The organism is Rhizobium sp. BR 315 (assembly GCF_050577975.1).
Taxonomy (GTDB): Bacteria; Pseudomonadota; Alphaproteobacteria; order Rhizobiales; family Rhizobiaceae; genus Rhizobium; species Rhizobium miluonense.
Window position 1 is genome coordinate 58,367 of the sequence record NZ_JARWKZ010000026.1, and the last position, 16,637, is coordinate 75,003.

Consider the following 16,637-nt stretch of genomic DNA (forward strand, 5'->3'; position numbering starts at 1 on the left):
GTAAACGTCAATTTTGACGGGATGCCATTCGCGACGATTTCCACCCTGTCGCGAACGGGAGCGGCGCGTACGTCTTGCGCGCGCTTTACGCGTGCGAAATTGATGCCGGGACATGCAATTATTCCATGAGAAGGCGGACTTGCATAAACAACCGTCATGAACGAAGACTAAGGCAACTGTTCAGACAATGCGAACGACAACTCCATGAACACGCTCACGTCAGCTACCACAATACCGGGTTTCGTCTGGGCCTATCGTCTCCGTCCCGGCTCGACCAAGCCGGAACGACTGCCTGATGACACCGATCGCTCGACGCTCTTCAGCGAAGAAGGGTTTCTCTGGCTGCATCTCAATCTCGTCGACGCGCGTGTGCCGGCCTTCCTCGAGGATGCGCCCGGACTAAACGAAGCCGCTCGCATCGCCCTGACGACGCACGAGAGCCATGCGACGCTCACCGTCGACGATCAGATGCTCTTCGGCACGCTCGTCGACTTCCAGCGGGATTTCGCCCAGGATACGCGCGATATCGGCTGGCTGCACTTCGTTGTGACCGACCGCATGCTCATCACCAGCCGCCTGCAGCCGCTTCGCAGCCTGGACCGGGCTCGCGTGCTGATCGAGAAGAACGCCACCAGATTTTCCCGGCCACTGGATATTTTCGAGCTGCTGGTCGTCGAGTTCCAGCGCACCCTGATTTCCGTCGTCATCGAGATCAGCGAAGAGCTGAACCTGATCGAAGACTTCGTCCATGGGAACACGTCTCGCGACGAACGCACGCGGCTTCCGTCCGTTCGACGGACGATCGTGCGGCTGCACCGCCACTTGCGCACGGTCCTGTCGCTGATGCGCCATGCCGCCGCCTCGGACGATGAGGAGATGCCGCTCGGATTCGAGGATGTGGCCGCGCGTTTGAGCGGACGGCTGGAAGCGGTCGATCACGATGTCTTTGCGCTGCAGGAGCGCGCCAGGTTGCTGCACGAAGAAATCGGCGCGAAGCTCTCCTCCGAGATCAATCGCCATCTTTATGTCCTGTCGATCATGACTGCGTTTCTGCTGCCGCCGACGCTGGTGACCGGCTTCTTCGGCATGAACACATCGGGCCTGCCGCTTGCCGGCGGTGCGAGCGGCACCGGCTATGCCGTCGGCTTCATCGTCGCCTCCATCCTGCTGGCATGGTGGCTGCTGAAACGGGTCGACATTCTCTGACATCGGGATATGCAAAAGGCCGCCCGGCATATGCAGGGCGGCCTCTATCGATCATTCAGGGATCTCGCTCAATAGAAGGGCGAATAGCACTGCCGGCGTGGGCCATAATTCGGCTGGAAGGTATTGTCGTAAGCCCGGTATGAGCGATAGCGGTCTGCACACCATTCGACGTGGCGCGGATTGATGCTGCCGGACGGAGCCGGAGCGGCATAATAGCGGGGCTGGCTCGCAATCGCGCCGCCGATGATGGCGCCGGCGCCGAAGGCGGCGAGCGGGAACCAGTAGCCGTCGTAATAGCGATAGCCATGACGATAGCCCGGATAACCGCGATAGCCGCCATACCAGCCGCGGCGATAATAGCCGCCGCGATAGTCGCGCCACTGAACCTGTTCGACATTGGCAGGTGCGGCCTTGTCGACGGTGGACATGATCGGTGCGGCGGGCATTTGAATGGCGAAGGACGGCGTAAAGCTTGTCAGAGTGACAGCGGCCGTCATGGCGATGGTCGCAATTCTCGCGCGGAAACCAAGCATTCTTATCTCCATTCCCTGGTTTGACTTGTGCACAAGTGCGCAGCGTTTCATATCGGGAAGGCCTCCCGAGTAAGATTCAACCGACTGCTTCGTCGCACGTCTGACTAAACAACAAGAAACGCGACAACACCTCATTCCGTTCCTTAAATCCCTACCGATTTAAGGAGTTATGCGAGGGTTCCACAATGAACCTATCGTGTTTTTGTCCTTAACCCAAGATTAACCAGGAATCCTTACTATTATTTCATGAAAGGATCCTGGCAGACCCACGCCCTGATTTGCAGCTTCCTAACGGTTCTGACCTTCATGGGGCCGGCCACGAAGCCTTCGGCTGGTGAAAGCCAACCCTGGACGGATCCGAAAAACGCCCTCATCGTCGACGCCTACGAGCTGAATACCATCGACTGGAATGCGTTTTTGCAGGACAAGCGCATCGCCGCCTTCATCTCCAAGGCCTCGGACGGTCTGCCCGCGACGTATAATTGCACTGGCAATCATGCCGGCGACACACCTGCCCACTGCAAGACGATCTGGCGCAAATATGCCATCAGCCGCGAACTTTATCAGACGCGCCGCATGCTGGCGAAGACCAATGGCCTATTATGGGGCGCCTATCACCTGGGGCGGCCGGGCAATCCGATCGATCAGGCCAACCATTTTCTTGATTATGCCGACCCGCAGCCGGACGAGCTGATGGTGCTCGACATAGACGGTATGGACGCCACGCAATTCATGTCGCTGGACGATGCCCAGATCTTCGTTGCGCATATCAAGGTCAGGACCGGGCGCTACCCTATCCTCTACACCAATCACAACACGGCGCGATATATTGCGGATCATCGCAATAGCTATCCGCTGCTATCGCGGCTGCCGCTTTGGTATGCACGCTACAAACCGGATGTGAATGGCACCTTCCCGCTCGGCAATTGGGACAATTATGCCATCTGGCAGTTCGTCTCGTCAGAGAACTGCTCCGACAAGAACTGTCCCTACCGCGTTCCCGGCACACTGACTGACATCGACGTCAACATCGTGCCGATGACGAAGATCCAGCTCGCGAAAATCTGGCCGCAGGGCGAGCTGGTGCCAGCCAAGCCGCTCCCGGCACCCGACCTGACGATCGCTCAGGCTGCGACCTGCGACGGAGCGCGACAGACGCTCGTCTCGCTGCTGATCGACCCTGTCGTTACGGCATCGGCCCCGCAACCCAAGCCGGTCGAGATCAATGAGCTGAACTATCAGGATTTCTAGGCGATCAGGCGAAGCCGGAGATCGACTCAGGCTTCGACCTGCACATCCGTCTTCGGGCGCGAGCAGCAGGCCAGGATATAGCCCTCCTCGATCTCGTCATCGAGGATGCCGCCATTGTGGCTCATCTCCACCTCGCCCGAAAGCTTCAGCACGCGGCAGGTGCCGCAGAGACCGGATTCGCAGGCAGCACCGATGCGCACGCCGGCGCCACGCGCGGCCTGAAGCACGGTCTGACCGGCCGGGCAGGCAACATCCTTGCCGGCCATGGTAAAGCGGATCGTGGTCGCGGCCTCGGTCGACGCATCGTCGGCGACCTCGGCGAGCGGCGTTGCCGCATTCGCCGGCTGGAAGCTCTCCTGGTGGTAGCGCGACATGTCGAAGCTATGCGCTTCCAGCATGGAACGAACGGCATCCATGAAGACTTCGGGGCCGCAGCAGAAGATGGTGCGATCCATGAAATCGGGCGCAAGCAGGGCGATCTTTGCCTTGTCGATACGGCCCTTCAGGCCCGACCAAAAATCGGTGCGGCCGCAGCCCTCGACGATCAGGCCGAGATTGAGGTTCGGCATGAAGCGGGCGAGATATTCCAGCTCAGAATGGAAGATGATGTCGGCCGGGCTGCGCGCGCAATTGATGAAGCTGATATCGGAGAGCGGTGCCGTGTCGGCCATGTAGCGGGTCATGGACATCATCGGGGTGATGCCGGAACCTGCCGAGACGAACAGGTATTTTTCGCCGAGGTGGCGGATATGGCTGAAATCGCCAAGAGGACCGAAAGCCTTGATGCGCATGCCGGGCTTCAAGTTATCGAACATCCAGCGCGTGCCGATGCTGTCCTTCTGCGCCTTCACCGTCACGGCGACCGAAAAGGGCCGTGACGGCGTAGACGACAGCGTATAGGTACGCATGACCGGCTCCGGCGTCGTCGGCAGCTCAAGCGTCACGAACTGGCCCGGCAGATAGCGGAACCAGTTGTCCTTGTCGGGTCCGAATGTGAAGGTCATCACATCGGGCGCTTCGGGCGTGACGGAGAGGCATTCGAGCAGATGCTGCCTGTCGCTCCAGGGCTGCATCTGATCGAGGTGTCGATGACGTTGCGAGGCGGTCTTGCTCATATTCAGGCTACCGCCGAGAGCTTGGCCTGATCGCCCTGCAGACGGTCGATCATGAAGTTCGAGTACCATTCGACGAACTGCATGACACCACCTTCGTGGATTTCCGAATAGGGACCGGGCTCGTAGGCCGGCGAGTGGATGCCGAAGGCATTTTCCTCGACGATACGGCGGTCCTGATCGTTGGTTTCGTTCCAGACGTGGGTCAGTTCCTCGATATCGTAGTCGACGCCTTCGACCGCATCCTTATGAACCAGCCATTTGGTGGTGACAGCGGTTTCCTCGGCATTGAGCGGCAGCACGCGGAAGGAAATGGCATGGTCGCCGAGAAGGTGGTTCCAGGTGGTCGGATAGTGGAAGAGCAGCATCGTGCCAATGCCGTTCATCGTCACGTCGGAGGCCAGCTGGCGCTTGACGGCCTTCTGGCCGGACATGGTGTAGCTTTCAGCCCCTTCGATCAGCGGCATGCGGGCAGTGCGGAACTGACCATCCGACGAGATCTTGAATTCGCTCGGCAAGCCGGCAGCTTCGCAACGCGCCCAATGCTCGAGGATGATGGGATCGCTCATCGCGCCCTGCACGCCGGTCACGGTCGGCGCTTCCGGGAAGGTGCGGCAGAGCTCGGGGTGATTGGCGGCGCAGTGGTAGCACTCGCGGTTGTTTTCCCAGACTAGCTTCCAGTTGCCCTTCTCGATGATGGTGCTCTGGAAGGCGACCTTGGCTTCGCTCATGCGATGCGGCGCCATATAGGGCTCGATCGCGGCGCGGACAGGGGCGAAATCCGGGGCGTTCTGCGCCAGGCAGATGAAGATATAGCCAGCGACGCTTTCGCAATGCACGGGTTTCAGGGAATATTGCGTCTTGTCGAAGTCTTCCGCCATCTGGCGGGCAAAGAGCAGCGAGCCGTCGAGTTCGTAGGTCCACTGGTGATAGGGGCAGACGAGCTTAGCCGAGGAACCGCGTTCGGTCGAGCAGACGCGCGAACCGCGATGGCGACAGCTATTGTGGAAGGCGCGGATCACCTGGTCGCGGCCGCGAACGATGACGACCGGATATTCGCCGATCTGAACCGTGAAATAGTTGCCGGCGCGCGGTACTTCGCAATCATGGCCGATGAACAGCCAGTCGCGATAGTAGATCATTTCCATATCGAGCTTGAAGTAATCCTGATCGATATAGAAAGGCTGCTCCAGGCTGAAGCCCTCGCGGCGGTTCTTCAATTGCCGTAAAACATTGCTCTTGATATCCATTTGCCTATCCTCGCGCAGTACCGGAACGAGCGAAGAACATGTATGGCCATCAGGAACGGTCCAAAGCAATGTCCGACCGCCCGCTGCGGCCAATAAACCATATCTGCCCAAGGCTGATTTCCGGGTTCTGGAACACCCTGTCGCCAGGATCTCCGTCTCTCTAACGGACGGCACCTTGAGATTGATATCATCATAGCTCTCGGCCCTATCGGCCGCTCCGCTACAATGCGACATCGACTTCGAAATTGGCGACAGACGAAACCATATGTGGAGACGGTTGTGCGCTGCGACAATATAGAAAGGCAATTCAATCTCTTAAGCAACGCCATCGGGCATGGGAGCTTCCGTCGATCGGCACCTCGTCAATGACGCTTTATTCTAATTGCGACAGAATCGTCGGCCGCGGGCGCTCAATGGGACGCCTGTGCAGCGGAAAGAGCGAGCAGCGCCGCCATCGCACGGTCAGCATCATTCGATGGGACGAAGATGTGGTCGTGATAATAGGCGGCGACGACATTGGCACTGATACCCTCATTTCCCAAGGCTGTGGCGAAGGCAGCGGTGAGACCGACGGCCTCCAGCGAGGAATGGATATCGAGCGTGATCATGCGCATGGCAGGCGCAGTCGGAAGCCCGGCCTGCCGGGCGGTTTCCAGAGGAAGGATCAGGGTCACGCCCTCCCGTTCTCGGAAAATGCCTACGGGTTCCAGCTTCATATGATCACCGAGAGCAGACGCCGGCACGCTGCAATAGATGAACTCGCCCTCGATGAGATTCGGCTTCATGCTGGAAAGCAGCAGCTTGAGATCGGTTATTCCGGACATTTTTGATCTCCCCGAGAATTCGCAGGCGGCGTAGTTAAGCCCGGCTCAAGCCAGGCTAGTTATCATGCAGTCTCCAGACCTCTATAGCGAGACCCGGCATGGCCAAACTCAGATATTTCGACACTGGGAAGCCTGCCGACCCCGAGCCGGCCCCAGCGGTATCGACGACGGGGCATAGCGAATTCCTGCGCACCGGTCGCATCAATCGTGACAGGCCAGATTGGCTTGCCGAAGAGCGGCGATACATGACTCACCAAGAGGTAGCGGAGCGCACGGCGCAGAAGCTGCTAAGCGCCGGCGAAAAGACCCACGACCGACTGAACGGCTTTCACAAATCCATCCGCTTCCCCAAGCTCATCTTCCATCACACGCTGAAGGACACGCCGCATCTCGGCTATTGCCACGTCACCGCCGCGCGCACGCAGTTCGCGCAGTATGAGGAAGTGAACTGGGCCTTCTATATCGCCAATTTCTTTGCCCGTATCGGCCAGGAAGAGAACTTCTTCGAAGACATCAGCCTGAAATATTCGCGGATGTATTTCGCCGTCGCTGTCCATCCGGACAGGCAAGCGGAAGACAAGAAGCTGACGATCAATCGCGACATTCGCGGCAACGGCGTGCTGTTCCACACGCACGATCCGCAGATCGCCATCCGCAATGTTCTCCTGCTGGGCGCCCGCAACGAACAGCTTCGCGACATCATTCGCCAGCTTTGACGATTGATCCGAAAACTCGAAAAGCATAAGAACGGCCTGAACTGCAAGCAGGCAGGCCATGGCACGACACATAGACATTCTCGAACATCCGCAAACGGCAATCGACGTCGCGACGGCAACCCTCGCCGAAGGGCTGCCGATCGGGCTGCCGACGGAGACGGTCTACGGGCTTGCTGCCGATGCCACCAACCCGGCTGCCATTACTCGTATCTATGAGACGAAGGGGCGGCCGCGCTTCAATCCGCTGATCTGCCATATGAGCGATCTCGCCATGGCGGAACGCTACGCGGTCTTCGACCCCGTTTCCCGCAAGCTCGCGGAAGCCTTCTGGCCTGGTCCGCTGACGCTGGTGCTGCCACTCAGGCCAGAAAGCGGCATCCATCCGCTGGCAACGGCCGGGCTCGACACGGTCGGCGTTCGCGTGCCCCAGGGCTTTGCCGGCGAGCTGATCCGCGCCTTCAACCGTCCCCTTGCCGCGCCGAGCGCCAACACCTCTGGCAAGATCAGCGCCACCAGTGCCGATCATGTCGATGACGATCTCGGAGAGCGGATCACGCTGATCCTCGATGCCGGCGCTTCGGTCGTCGGCGTGGAGTCGACCATCGTCAAGGTCGAGGACGGCGAGATGCGTCTCCTGCGGCCCGGCGGCCTCGCAGCAAGCGAGATCGAGCGAGTGGCCGGCAAGCCGTTGAAGCGCAAGAAGAAGGCCTCGGCTGCCATCGAGGCGCCCGGCATGCTTGCCTCGCATTATGCACCGGGGGCAGCGGTGCGGCTGGACGCTACGGATGTCTCCTCAAACGAGGCGCTGATCCGCTTTGGCATGCCTGATATTGCCGGAAGCGAAAATGCCGTTGCCGTGCTGGATCTGAGCGCCAGCGGCGATCTTTCGGAAGCCGCCGCAAATCTTTTCGACTTCATGAAGCGCGCCGATGCCACCGGCGCTGCGACGATTGCTTTTTCGCATATTCCTGACGAGGGCCTCGGCGAGGCCATCAACGATCGGCTGCGCCGCGCAGCTGCACCCAGAGAATAATCGCCCGACCTATCGGCAAAGGACACGCCATGAGCAGCTCCGCCCCCTCTTCCGACCTCCTCGATCGCTTCGCCGCCATCGTCGGCGAAAAACATGCCGTGCGGGACCCCGCCGAGATCGCACCGCATCTGGTGGAAAATCGCGGGCTCTATCACGGCGCTTCGCCCATGCTGCTGAAGCCCGGCTCGGTGGAGGAGGTTTCGGCGATCCTGAAACTCGCCAGTGAAACCGGCACGGCCATCGTTCCGCAGACCGGCAATACTGGCCTTGTCGGCGGGCAGACGCCGCGCGAGGGCGGCTCCGACATCATCCTGTCGCTGGAACGCATGAACCGGGTGCGCGATATCGATCCGGTCGGCAATACGATTGTTGTCGACGGCGGTTGCATTCTCGCCGATGTCCATAAGGCCGCGGCGGAGCATGGCCGCATGTTTCCGCTTTCGCTCGGTTCCGAAGGCTCCTGCCGCATCGCCGGCAATCTTTCCACCAATGCCGGCGGCACCGCCGTACTTGCCTATGGCAACATGCGCCAGCTCTGCCTCGGCCTCGAAGTCGTGCTGCCCACGGGCGAGATCTGGAACGGCCTGCGCCGACTGAAGAAAGACAATACCGGCTACGATCTGCGCGATCTTTTCATCGGCGCCGAAGGCACGCTCGGCGTCATCACCGGCGCGGTGCTGAAACTCTTTCCGCAGCCTCTCGGCCATCAGGTCGCCTTTGCCGGACTGCAGTCGGTCGATGACGCGCTGGCACTGTTCAAAAATGCCTCCAGCCTGTGCGGCACGGCGCTGACCGGTTTCGAGCTGATGCCGCGCATCGGCGTCGAATTCACCACCCGGCATATTCCGGGCGTGCGCGATCCGCTGGAGGCGGCGCATCCCTGGTATGTGCTGATCGATATATCCACCTCGGATTCCGCCGAGACGGCCGAGCGGATGATGGCGGCGCTGCTCGAGCAAGGTTACGAAGCGGGCCAGATCCGGGATGCGACCATCGCCAGCTCCGAGGCGCAACAGCAGGTCATCTGGCATATGCGCGAGAGCATGTCGGACGCGCAGAAGCCGGAGGGCGGCTCGATCAAGCACGATGTTTCCGTGCCGGTGGCGCAGATCCCGCAATTCATGGCGGAGGCCGAAAGGGCCGTTGTCGCCGCCATGCCGGGCGCACGCGTCTGCGCCTTCGGCCACATGGGTGACGGCAATATTCATTATAACATCTCCCAGCCTGTCGGCGCCGACAAGGCGGAGTTCATCGGCCACTGGCGCGAGATGAACAAGATTGTGCACGGGCTGGTGCTGCAGCATGGCGGCTCGATCTCCGCCGAGCACGGCATCGGCCAGCTGAAGCGCGACGAGCTGGCCTCCATCCGCTCCGATATCGAAATCGACCTGATGCGCCGGATCAAGACGGCATTCGACCCCGCCGGGATCATGAATCCGGGGAAGGTCCTCAAGGTCTGAGATATTAAACGGTTACGACGACGCGCTCGGAAGCAAAGCAGCCGATCTGGCACGAGATGATCGTGCCATCGGCATCGATGTCTTCCCCAGCATAGGCAAGCACCGGTGTCAGGCGCGATTGCTGCAGAAGGCGCGCCTCAGCCTCTGTCGGCATGCGCGCCGTGATGTCGGTGGAGCGACGCCAGTAGTCCGTCACGCCGTAATCCCTCAGCGCCGTTGTGAACGAGCCCGTCGCGGCGAACTTCTCCGCAAGATCGGCAAAGCGTTCCGCCGAGCAGCTGCGCATGACGACCGAGACGGGAAGCGCATCGGCATAGGCGACCACACACATTTCCAGCACCGCATCGCCTGGCTGCAGAGCCAGCCTCGCAGCGATATCGGCATTGGCCGGAATCTCCCTGGCGGAGAGAACCTTGCGCGTGAGGTTAGCATCCGTCGCAGTCAGATCCTTGCTGAACCGTACCTTGTCACCCAACTGGAAGCGAACAGGCATGTCGGCGCGGACATAGGCGCCGCTTCCGCGCGCCACGCGCAGCAGCCCCTCCCCCTCCAGCTCGGCAATCGCGCGCCGCATCGTCACCCGCGAGACGCCGAACTGTTCGGACAGAGCGCGCTCGCTTGGCAGGCGGCTACCCGGAGCGTGCTTGCCTTCATCAATGGCGTTTCGCAGCTCCGCGGCAACGGTCGCCCAGCCGCTACCGGTTTTTACGCCTTCTCCCTGCCGATTTTTCTCAACCATCACAATTCTGTCGCCTTGAAATTGGTATATACCAATTTATAAAGATCTGGATCGTTTATGGAAGGGTTCGGCATGGGCGACAAGCGCATATATGTGACGGCGGTCAGCAGCAGCGACATGCACGGTTTCAGCAAGCAGAACCGGGATCATATCCAGCTGCTGACAGGGCTCGGCGTGGAGGGCGACGCGCATATGGGAGTGACGGTAAAACACCGCTCACGCGTCGCGGTCGATCCAAGCCAGCCCAATCTGCGCCAAGTGCATATCATCCACGAAGAGCTTTTCGAGGAGCTGACCGAGAAGGGATTTTCCGTCACTCCGGGCGACATGGGCGAAAACATTGCAACCAGAGGGATCGACTTGCTTTCGCTGCCACAGGGAACGAGCCTGCATATCGGCGACGAGGCGATCGTCGAGGTCACCGGGCTGCGCAATCCCTGTAAGCAGATCGACGATTTCCAGAAAGGTCTCTTGCACGCCGTACTCGATCGCGATGCCGATGGCGGCCTGGTCCGCAAAGCTGGAATCATGGGCATCGTCTCGCAGGGCGGCCGGGTCAAACCTGATGACGACATCCGTGTAGAGTTGCCGCCGCTGCCGCATATCAAGCTCGAGCGGGTTTGACATCAAGGTCGATCTGATGCGCTCCCATAGGGAGAAATCAGCTCTGAATATGCCGCGCGTCTGATACCCCCTCTGTCACGAAGGGACAGAGGGGGTGCTCACTCTCCACGACGCCCGCAGCCAGTATCATCCCCCAATTGAATCAATCGAGATCATCATTGCCCGAATTACCGCCACCGTTGCGGTTGCCGGTGATGATCTCGCGCTTGCCGACGTGGTTGGCAGGCCCGACCAGACCGTCCTTCTCCATGCGTTCGACGAGCGAGGCGGCACGGTTATAGCCAATGCCGAGGCGGCGCTGGATGTAGGAGGTCGAGCACTTCTTGTCGCGCATGACGACCTTGATCGCCTGTTCGTAGAGATCGTCACCGTCTTCGGAGGCGATGGCGCCCTTGTCGAAGACTGCGGTGTCTTCTTCCTCGTCTTCCTCGTCCTCGTCGGCCGTGACCGTGTCGAGATATTCCGGGCGGCCCTGCAGCTTCAGATGTGCCACGACCTTCTCGACTTCCTCGTCGGAGACGAAGGGGCCGTGAACGCGGGAGATGCGCCCACCGCCGGCCATATGCAGCATGTCACCCTGGCCGAGGAGCTGTTCTGCGCCCTGCTCGCCGAGGATGGTGCGGCTGTCGATCTTCGACGTTACCTGGAACGAGATGCGCGTCGGGAAGTTTGCCTTGATCGTGCCGGTGATGACGTCGACCGAAGGGCGCTGCGTCGCCATGATCAGGTGGATGCCGGCCGCACGCGCCATCTGCGCCAGACGCTGGATCGCGCCTTCGATCTCCTTGCCGGCGACCATCATCAGGTCGGCCATCTCGTCGACGATGACGACGATATAGGGCATCGGCGTCAGATCCATTTCCTGTTGTTCTTCGATCGGGGCACCGGTGCCCTTGTCGAAGCCGGTCTGAACCATGACGTGGATCGTCTCGCCCTTTTCCTTGGCGGAGGCAACGCGGCTGTTATAGCCGTCGATGTTGCGCACACCGAGGCGCGACATCTTCTTGTAGCGATCCTCCATTTCACGCACCGCCCACTTCAAGGCCATTACGGCCTTCTTGGGATCGGTAACGACGGGGGTCAAAAGGTGCGGAATGCCGTCATAGACGGACAGTTCCAGCATCTTCGGGTCGACCATAATCAGGCGGCACTGTTCCGGCGTCATGCGGTAGAGCAGCGACAGGATCATCGTGTTGATCGCGACCGATTTACCCGAGCCTGTGGTACCTGCCACGAGCAGATGCGGCATCTTCGCAAGCTCGGCGATGACGGGCTCGCCGCCGATGGTCTTGCCGAGGCCAAGCGCCAGCTTGTAGCCGCTCTTCTCGAAATCCGGCGAATCGATCATCTCGCGGAAATAGACGGTCTCGCGGTTGACGTTCGGCAATTCGATGCCGATGACGTTGCGGCCGGGGACGACGGCGACGCGAGCGGACAGTGCCGACATCGAACGGGCGATATCGTCTGCGAGGTTGATGACGCGCGAGGATTTGACGCCAGGCGCCGGCTCGAATTCATAGAGCGTGACGACCGGGCCTGGACGGACATGAATGATCTCGCCCTTGACGCCGAAGTCCTCGAGTACGCTTTCCAGCAGGCCGGCATTCTGCTCCAGCGTTTCCTGCGTCATGATCACGCCCGAACGGATGGCAGGTTCCTGCAGCAGTTCGCGTGGCGGAAGCTCGTATTCGCCATCAACGCTGAGGGCGATCGGGCGCCACTCGGGCGGCGTCAAGGATGCGGGCCGGCGCGGCGAGATCCGTGACGGCGGCGCATCGATCAAACGCTGGGCGGCAGCTTCGACGGCCGGAAGGGTCGGTGCCGCCTTGGCGACAGGTTCTGCCGACGCAGGCGCTACGACCTTGGTCGGCATCGGTGCCAAGACCATGACCGGCGCAGGACGAGATTCGACAGAGGGCGGGGCTTCAGCGCCATAGACGGCGGTGACGAAAGCGGGTGGCACGAATGTTTCCGGCAGGGTCGCGGCCTGTGGCTCGACGGGAGCCGGAGCGGCAATCTTCGGGATCTCTTCGACGACAGGCGCCAGAACGACAGCTTCCCATGCGGCGAGTTCATCCATGTCGGGCGTGGTGACGGCCACCAAAGGAAGGCTGGGAACGGCCTCGACCACAGCAGGTATTTCGACGACCGGCTGGATCTCTGCGGCTGCAACCGTCCGGCGGCATTCCACGACGCGGAATTTCGCAACGATCGATTCGGCCTCGACCAGAAGCTGCGGGATCATCACCGGCTGTGCCGGCTCGCCCTTGACGGCAGAGACGAATTCGCCGTCGAAGGGCATCGCATCCCAGAAGGCGAAATCGGAAAGATGGGCAAGCCGCGACTCGGCCACAGGCGCGACTACGGACTCGGGAACATTCAACGATACTGAGGAAGCATCCAGCGCGATCGCCGGAGCCTTCGAAAATGCGGTAGCGATAACAGTCATCTCCAATGCGTCCGGCTCGTTCGCCGGGGATTTCTGAATTACGGAGGGCATGTAACCCTCTACCGCAAAAGGCATGTCCTCGAGCGGCGGCAAATGGAACTCGGCAGGCTGCGCCGGCGAGGTTGCGACGAGGGCTGGCGTGGAGCCGATGACCGGTGGCTCCATCAGACGCATCGTTGCGTGCCCGGAGACCGGCCGCGTCACCTCGACCTGAGGTTCTACGGGGGGACGTCGGCTGATGATTTCGTTTTCCCGTGTGCGGGTAAACCGAACGTTCGGCCCCATCAGGAACGCGTTCTGCCAGCCGGGCGAGGCAAGATCTTCCGCAGAGATTCCCTGTGGCAAAACGGGCATTACCGGAGCGCTTACCGCGGGTGTCGCCTGCAGAGCCTCGACGACCGGCTTCGGGGCGGCGGCGGTCCGCTGCCTTATCTCTTCGGCACGGCGCAGCTCCTCGGCGCGACGCTGCTCTTCCGCCCTACGCTTGGCTTCGCGGGCGTTGCGGATCTTCTCTTCCAGGAATGCACGGCGAGCGGCGATCTGCTCGGCCCGGCGCGCCTCTTCGGCTGCCTGTTCCGGGTCGAGTTCGCCCTCTGGCTGAACGCCTTGTGACGCATTTGAAACTGTCGTTCGGGAAAGACGCATGAGACCTGCAACCCAGTCATTGATATTGCCGATGGCTTCTCAAATCGAATAGGGCAAGGATGGTTAATAAGTTCCTTCCTGACGCCTCTGAAAGCTCTTATTTCCCGCCCCCTGTGCCGCTGCGACAACATCGAAAACCCCAGGCAAACAGGCGCACGGAAACGACTTTGCCGCAAAAAACGCGGCAAAGAGACCCGTTAAATTTTTTGCGTGGCTCGCTATCTCGCCGAGGACAGTTGCGCGATCGAAAGCAGGGTGTCGGCGCTGATCCCGACGCCGGAAGAAGAGCCGGAGAGAATCGATAGGGCCGGCGACGTGGACGACGTCGTATTGCTCTGCAGATCGTACATCGCGGAGAATCGCTGCATCAGCGCGTCGACCTTGGTCGGGTCCTTCAGATCGCTGACCTTGACGAAGTTGCCCAGCATCTTGGCCTGTGTATCGACATCCATCGACGACATCGCGCTCGGCAGGCTATAGGTCGTGGTGATGACGGCATAAAGCGCCGCATCGCCCATGATGTCGTAGACGGAATTGATATTCGGCGCCTTGCGCTGGAAATAGAGGGCCAGACGCACACCGGGGTTGGTGTCGCCTTGCTGATCTTCCAGCGTCTGATGCAGGTAGAGATCGTTGGTAGACGCGAGCGCTCCCTGATTTTGCGCCGTGCCGAGCTTGCTATCCGTCAGATTGCCATCCGTGCCGAAGTTAAATGCCTCGACGATGCTCTTGAACTTGGCACCAGCAGCCGTGTTGATGAAGCTCTTCGCATCGGACGGATCGGAAGCGAAGGCCTTCTTCAGCGTCGCCGTATCGACGGTTTTCGGATCGATGCCGCTGGCCGTCAGGATGAAATTGGTGAGCTTGCTGTCGGCCAGGAGTTCCGTGACGGTGCTAACCTTGGTGATATTGGTCGCGAAGTAGGTGCCGGCGGTCTTGGCGTCGCTACTGGCCTTGGTCAGCAAGGCGCCTGAGAGCCCGGCGGTGGTGTGGCTGGAATATTGAGAGATAAAGCTGTTGATCTGCCCCTGCGACAGGGATTGAACCGGAACCTTCAGGTTACCCTTGCTGTCGAAGTTGAAGGCCTTTGCAAGCTCGGTAAGGCGTGAGTCCTTGAGCGAGTTGACGTAGCTCTTCGGATCGTAGGGATCGCTTTCGAGAATCTTCGTCAACTGCGACTTCGTCACCTCGTCCGAGCCGATGCCATAGGCGCGCAGCGCCATCTGGTAGAGTTCGGGGGCACTGTCGTTGGATGTGCTGCCGTCGGCCGTATTGCTCGTGAAGAAATCCTTGATGGTCTTCACGCTGGCGATGCGGTTTTTGTAGTTGTTGACCGCATCCGTCGTCAGGCTCGATTGCGACGTTTTGTAATTGCTCATATAGGCCGCCGAGGCCGCGTCGGTCGCGCTCTGAGACTGCGCCGCCTGACCGGCGGCAAGTGTCCCGTCCGCTTGGAAATTGAACGCGGCGACGACGTTCGTCAGGCCGAAGATGGAGGCGGTCGTCGGGTCGCCGAAAGCATTCTTGAAAACAACGGCGGGCGTGGTCGGATCGATACCGTAGGCGGTCTTGATGAAGTTGAAGAGGCGCGGATCCGAGGTCAGCTGATCGACCGATGTAACGGAGCCGATATGGTCCTTGTAATATTGGTTATTGTCGGTCGCACCGATGCTCGTAATGAATGACGGCACGGTGGAATTGTAGGCGCCCATCACATCGGCCTGCTGGCCGAGCGTCTGTGGACCGCCGACGTAGTTCGCGGTATAGGCCGCTGTCGTCGCGCTCACCTGAGCCGATGTCTGCGCCTGCGAGCCGGCGGCAACAGTCCCGTCCGACTGGAAATTGAATTGGGCCATGACATTGGTCAGCCCGTTCGACGTCGCGACGCCGGCATCCTCGGCCGAAGCGTTGAATTGGTCGGCGGTGATATAGGCCGGGATGTTGAGGGCGGTCTTGACGTATTGGAACAGCCGCGGATTGGATGTGAGCTGGCCGACCGAGGTGACCGTCCCGATATTGGCCTGATAAAAGGCGGTGTCGCTGTCCGGTGTCGAAGCCTTGACCGTGCCGTCCGCATTGAAATTGAATTCGGCCGCGAGAGCCTTATCCGCGGTGCCGCCATTCTGATTGAGATAGCTGTTGGGGTCGCTCGGATCGCTCGTCAGCATCTGCCTGAGATTGGAATTCGATGCATTGGTCGGATCGATGCCGTAGGCCTGCAGCACATAGTTTCTCAGCCGCGTGTTACCGAGAAGGTCATCGACCGTCTTAACGGAGCCGATGTTCTGGGCGTAATAGCTTGTTTCGGTGGCCGCGGACGTCTCTTCATTCGTAAACGATTGCTGATAAAGCCCGATGAGATCGTCTTCCTGCGCTCCCGATTGCGCCGTCTTCGTGCTGCCCGTACCGAAATTGAACGCGGCAGCGAATGCCTTGTAGCGGGAATCGTTGAGCTGATTCGCAAAACTGGTGGAATCGCTCAGGTTGCTGGTCAGCACCTGTTTCATAAAGGCTTTGGCATAGGTCATGTCGGAGAGCCCGTAGGCTTCCATGGCATAACTGTATAGCTGATAGTCATTCAGGAAGTCATCGACATTGGTTACTTTGCCTATATTGGCTTTGTAATAGTCGATCAGACGCTTGTTTTGCGACTGCGATGCCACCTGATTGAGCGAGGTCGCCATATCTCTGGTTGTGATCTTATAACCTAGATAGGTGGATATCATTAGCAAAATCCCAATAGATCTTCAATATAGACGGCGAATCCAGCCTTCATCATTACATGCAAACCTTAC

General features: G+C 60.1%; 13 protein-coding genes. 6 read left to right on the forward strand and 7 right to left on the reverse strand.

Annotated features, from left to right (window positions below; all coding sequences use genetic code 11):
* Positions 1-204: 204 nt before the first annotated feature.
* Positions 205-1,206, forward strand: coding sequence for a transporter (locus QD409_RS22335; RefSeq protein ID WP_092847039.1), 1,002 nt, complete (start codon positions 205-207; stop codon positions 1,204-1,206).
* A 68-nt stretch (positions 1,207-1,274) separates the two neighbouring features.
* Here QD409_RS22335 and QD409_RS22340 read toward each other — a convergent pair whose 3' ends face one another.
* Positions 1,275-1,739: a BA14K family protein gene (locus QD409_RS22340; protein ID WP_092847037.1), complete on the reverse strand. Its 465-nt coding sequence runs from the start codon at positions 1,737-1,739 to the stop codon at positions 1,275-1,277.
* A 246-nt stretch (positions 1,740-1,985) separates the two neighbouring features.
* Here QD409_RS22340 and QD409_RS22345 point away from each other — a divergent pair, with 246 nt between their 5' ends.
* Positions 1,986-2,990: a glycoside hydrolase family 25 protein gene (locus QD409_RS22345; RefSeq protein ID WP_092847035.1), complete on the forward strand. Its 1,005-nt coding sequence runs from the start codon at positions 1,986-1,988 to the stop codon at positions 2,988-2,990.
* Between the two features lie 26 nt (positions 2,991-3,016).
* Here the strand turns inward: QD409_RS22345 and QD409_RS22350 are convergent, their stop codons facing one another.
* The 3 genes from QD409_RS22350 to QD409_RS22360 all read right to left on the reverse strand — a co-directional run bounded on the left by QD409_RS22350 (position 3,017) and on the right by QD409_RS22360 (position 6,176).
* A complete protein-coding gene (locus QD409_RS22350) occupies positions 3,017-4,105 on the reverse strand; it encodes a hybrid-cluster NAD(P)-dependent oxidoreductase (RefSeq protein ID WP_092847033.1) in 1,089 nt (362 codons plus the stop codon).
* Positions 4,106-4,107: 2 nt separating this feature from the next.
* Positions 4,108-5,352 carry an aromatic ring-hydroxylating oxygenase subunit alpha gene (locus QD409_RS22355; RefSeq protein WP_092847032.1) on the reverse strand — a complete coding sequence of 415 codons (1,245 nt, stop codon included), beginning with the start codon at positions 5,350-5,352 and terminating at the stop codon, positions 4,108-4,110.
* A 410-nt stretch (positions 5,353-5,762) separates the two neighbouring features.
* Positions 5,763-6,176, reverse strand: coding sequence for an ACT domain-containing protein (locus QD409_RS22360; RefSeq protein ID WP_092847031.1), 414 nt, complete (start codon positions 6,174-6,176; stop codon positions 5,763-5,765).
* Positions 6,177-6,274: 98 nt separating this feature from the next.
* Here QD409_RS22360 and QD409_RS22365 point away from each other — a divergent pair, with 98 nt between their 5' ends.
* Genes QD409_RS22365 through QD409_RS22375 form a run of 3 tightly spaced genes read left to right on the forward strand, consistent with a single transcriptional unit; the run spans position 6,275 to position 9,385 of the window.
* Positions 6,275-6,892 carry a DUF6656 family protein gene (locus QD409_RS22365; protein WP_092847029.1) on the forward strand — a complete coding sequence of 206 codons (618 nt, stop codon included), beginning with the start codon at positions 6,275-6,277 and terminating at the stop codon, positions 6,890-6,892.
* Between the two features lie 58 nt (positions 6,893-6,950).
* Entirely contained in the window at positions 6,951-7,925 is a 975-nt protein-coding gene (locus tag QD409_RS22370) for an L-threonylcarbamoyladenylate synthase (protein ID WP_092847027.1), read from the forward strand.
* Positions 7,926-7,954: 29 nt separating this feature from the next.
* Entirely contained in the window at positions 7,955-9,385 is a 1,431-nt protein-coding gene (locus QD409_RS22375; protein ID WP_092847025.1) for an FAD-binding oxidoreductase, read from the forward strand.
* A 4-nt stretch (positions 9,386-9,389) separates the two neighbouring features.
* Here QD409_RS22375 and phnF read toward each other — a convergent pair whose 3' ends face one another.
* The gene (gene phnF, locus QD409_RS22380; protein WP_430763704.1) at positions 9,390-10,124 is read right to left on the reverse strand and encodes a phosphonate metabolism transcriptional regulator PhnF; all 735 of its coding nucleotides are present in this window, start codon (positions 10,122-10,124) and stop codon (positions 9,390-9,392) included.
* 72 nt (positions 10,125-10,196) lie between these two features.
* Between phnF and QD409_RS22385 the strand changes: the two genes are divergently transcribed.
* Complete coding sequence (locus tag QD409_RS22385; protein WP_092847155.1) at positions 10,197-10,748, forward strand: MOSC domain-containing protein; 552 nt, start codon at positions 10,197-10,199, stop codon at positions 10,746-10,748.
* Positions 10,749-10,890: 142 nt separating this feature from the next.
* Here QD409_RS22385 and QD409_RS22390 read toward each other — a convergent pair whose 3' ends face one another.
* A complete protein-coding gene (locus tag QD409_RS22390) occupies positions 10,891-13,842 on the reverse strand; it encodes a DNA translocase FtsK (RefSeq protein ID WP_092847021.1) in 2,952 nt (983 codons plus the stop codon).
* 218 nt (positions 13,843-14,060) lie between these two features.
* Positions 14,061-16,568, reverse strand: coding sequence for a DUF1217 domain-containing protein (locus QD409_RS22395; protein WP_092847019.1), 2,508 nt, complete (start codon positions 16,566-16,568; stop codon positions 14,061-14,063).
* Positions 16,569-16,637: the final 69 nt, after the last annotated feature.